Below are 3284 nucleotides of genomic sequence, written 5' to 3' on the forward strand. Positions count from 1 at the left end.
GTAGCAGGGGCTTATAGCCCCGAGCAAACCACCCGTTTGACGGGTGGTAGTGATTCTTAACGAGTATCGCTCGCGTAGTGTGCGGTATCTTGTTTATGAGTTTTACGTTATGTGGTAACAGAGCTATAATTTATAAAATCAAAGATTTAAGGTGATTATTGTCCGTTTAGAAAACCTTCCGCCAGAGTCACGAAAGCGGCGCTTCCCTTCCAAAGAACATCCTCATCCACGGTAAACTTGGCATGGTGGTGGGGGTAATCGGTTCCCTTTTCCGGATTGGAGGAGCTTAAAAACAAAAAGCATCCCGGAACGCTCTGCTGGTATAGGGCAAAGTCTTCTCCGATCATACTGGGCTTGTCTATGTGGGTCAGGAGCTTATCCTGAAAAACTTCTTTGAGGCAGCCCTGCGCCAATGCAGTCAAATCCGAATCATTGGTAACAGGCGGTGCACCAAAGTCCATGGTGAGGCTTACGCTTCCTCCAAAGGCCTTGGCAGTATTTTCTGAAACTTCCTTGATACGCTTGGCCAGTCTTTGCCGCACATCTTCCTGAAATGCTCGAGTGGTACCTTCAATCCGTACAGTGGAGGGAATCGCATTGTAGAGCTCTCCTCCCTGAATGAGACCGATAGTAAGAACAGCTGGCTCCGTTCCGGCAATTTCTCTGGAGGGAATCGCCTGCAAAGCCAATACAATATGGGCGGCAATGTTGATGGGGTCAATGCCTTTCTCCGGGGTAGAAGCGTGGCAACCCACACCCTGCACCTCCAGGATAAAACGATCATAGGACGCCATTACCGGACCGGGGACACAGACCATAGTACCACCGGGAATATCCTTGCCTAAGATGCTTCCGATATGCATGCCGAAAATGGCATCAGCCCCTTCTAAAGCGTCGCTTTCCAGTAAAACAGCAGCCCCCTTTGCCTGTTCTTCGGCAGTTTGAAAAAGAAAACGAATTTCTCCCCTCATTTCCTCTCGATGGGGATAGAGAACCCGTATAGCGCCCAGCAGCATAGCAGTGTGGGCATCATGACCACAGGCATGCATACAACCCTCATGCTCCGAGCAGAAGGGTAGTTGGGTATCTTCCGTTATGGGAAGGGCATCCATATCTGCCCGAATAGCCAGTATTTTTCCGGGATGCTTTCCCTTTAAACTGGCGATAATGCTGCTGTCCTTTTCAGAAAGCCGGTAAGGAATGCCGATTTCATCTAATTGATGAGTGACATACTCTCGCGTTTTTGGCAAATGAAAGCCAAGCTCCGGTATTCTATGCAAGTCCCTTCGCATGGCAATAATCTTTGCTTCGATACTTTTACATTCTTCCCACCACATACATTTTCCTTCCCTTCTTATAAAAATATCGCCATATAAAGGGGCATAGACAGAACGCCTCCTTCTTCGCCGATGTTTCCGTCATGAAACGTATAGGCTCTGGAAATATGCTTCTGATTTATCAGCCAGTTTAAAGAATTTGCTCTACTCTGTCCGCTTTTAACCTCGATAGCCCAAATTTCTCCATCTTTTTGTGTTAAAAAGTCAATTTCTTTTTTACTACTTTCATTTTTGTAAAAATAAAGGGGGAGTTCTTTTTTGATGAGCATATCCGCTATTAGGCATTCATATAAGCCTCCTTTTGTATTGGCCAGGAGGGTATTTTCGATAATATGCTGTTTCAAACCGAAATCTTTCATGGCAATCAGTAAAGATAAATCTGTAGTATAGGCTCGAAAGAAATCCTCCCTGGCATAGTCGGAGAGATCGTACTGCACATCTGTCACCAATTTAGAAAAGGCAAACATATCTGCCGAAAAGAGCCAGTCAATACTGGAATAGAATTTCTGTGCCCTTCCTCCTTTTTCTACTTCCTTGTATTGAAACTTATGATTTTCTTTGTCCAGAAGTTGCTTTCCTAAAGATAAAAAGCATTTTCCGCTTTGACTTTTTCCTCGGATCTTGCATAGTGGGCAATATCATAACGATAGCCCATCAAAAGCTCTTTCTGTATTTGATCTGCAATTCGAAAATCCTGATGCTCCATATAATGAGCAAGAACTTCGGGCATCCCCCCCAGGGCAAGATATTCTCGTAAATAGGACATCATGGTATTATGAATAGCTTCCGAAACCGGTGTCTTCCTTACAAAGAGAGTTTTTAAATCAGAAAGCAGATCTTCCTGAATGCCTTTTGCCCATAAAAACTCTTCAAAGTCCAAGCCGAACATTCGCAGATACTCTACATACCCTACCGGATAGGAAGAGGCTCTTTGGTAGTCTATTCCAAGAAGGGAACCGGAGGCGATAATATCGAACTGCCCATCCAAGGTCCAGAATTTTAAAGAGGTGATAGCTTCCGGACACTCCTGAATTTCGTCTAAGAAAATGAGGATTTCTCCCGGAATAAAGTGTAGGTTGGGGTAACGAAAGCGCATGGCGGTAATCATGGAAGCAACAGTTAAATCCCCGGTAAAAATAGAGCGATCGGAGCTGCTTTCCTTGAAATTAATATAAAGCATCTCTTTATAAGCGGATTTCCCAAATGCTTGAACGGCATAGGTTTTTCCCACCTGCCTTGCCCCAAGAACCATTAAAGATTTTTTCTTTTCCTGTTTTTTCCAATTCCACATTTGACTCATCACTTTTCTCTTTAACATGCTTTGCTCCTCTTTTGCAAATATAGCCACATTTTGGAATGAAATTTCGTGAGGAAAATCGATAGCTTTTCCATATAGAGTTTGGAATCCTCCCCCAATATTGTCGGATAGATATACTTTTATTCTAAAATGTTGATAGACGGATATTTTTACTTTCTAAAATGTTGATGAATGGACATTTTTGCTTTCTAAAATATTGATATATGGACATTTTAACCTTCCAAAATGTTGATGTCAAATCAAAAATAGGAACTTTAGGGCGATTTTATGGACGAAGCTTTCGATGAAGAGGGAGATTAACTATACAAGGACACCCAATCCGCAACAAATCAGCTTAGGAAGATAAGCTTGTGGAAGCAAGGGGAGCAAGCTACAATAAAGTGAAGGAGTAGAAGAGGTTGTAAAAATCAAAAAATTTTCTAAGCAATATAGGTCTGAAATTGGGGCACGCTCTCGCTAGCTTCGCCACGTAGCGGATACTAAGCGAAAAACATCGATTCTCTCGTTTTTCACAAGTACCGACGGACTCAGACTACCCCTCATTCAGACCTATATTGCCGAAAATCCTTTATAATTTTGAATTTTACAGTCTCCATTAAAGTAGCTTTAAATAAAGAAGTACAATATCA

At 42.7% G+C, this 3284-nt stretch carries 3 protein-coding genes; all 3 read right to left on the reverse strand.

Features of this window, described 5'->3' with window-relative positions:
* Positions 1-155: 155 nt before the first annotated feature.
* Positions 156-1337: a M20 family metallopeptidase gene (locus RDQ32_RS10930; protein ID WP_308580513.1), complete on the reverse strand. Its 1182-nt coding sequence runs from the start codon at positions 1335-1337 to the stop codon at positions 156-158.
* 17 nt (positions 1338-1354) lie between these two features.
* Positions 1355-1774 carry a DUF4143 domain-containing protein gene (locus RDQ32_RS10935; RefSeq protein ID WP_334306749.1) on the reverse strand — a complete coding sequence of 140 codons (420 nt, stop codon included), beginning with the start codon at positions 1772-1774 and terminating at the stop codon, positions 1355-1357.
* A gap of 140 nt (positions 1775-1914) precedes the next feature.
* A complete protein-coding gene (locus RDQ32_RS10940; RefSeq protein WP_308580517.1) occupies positions 1915-2655 on the reverse strand; it encodes an AAA family ATPase in 741 nt (246 codons plus the stop codon).
* Between the last annotated feature and the right edge of the window lie 629 nt (positions 2656-3284).

The organism is uncultured Oribacterium sp., from assembly GCF_902481605.1.
Classification (GTDB): domain Bacteria; phylum Bacillota; class Clostridia; order Lachnospirales; family Lachnospiraceae; genus Oribacterium; species Oribacterium sinus.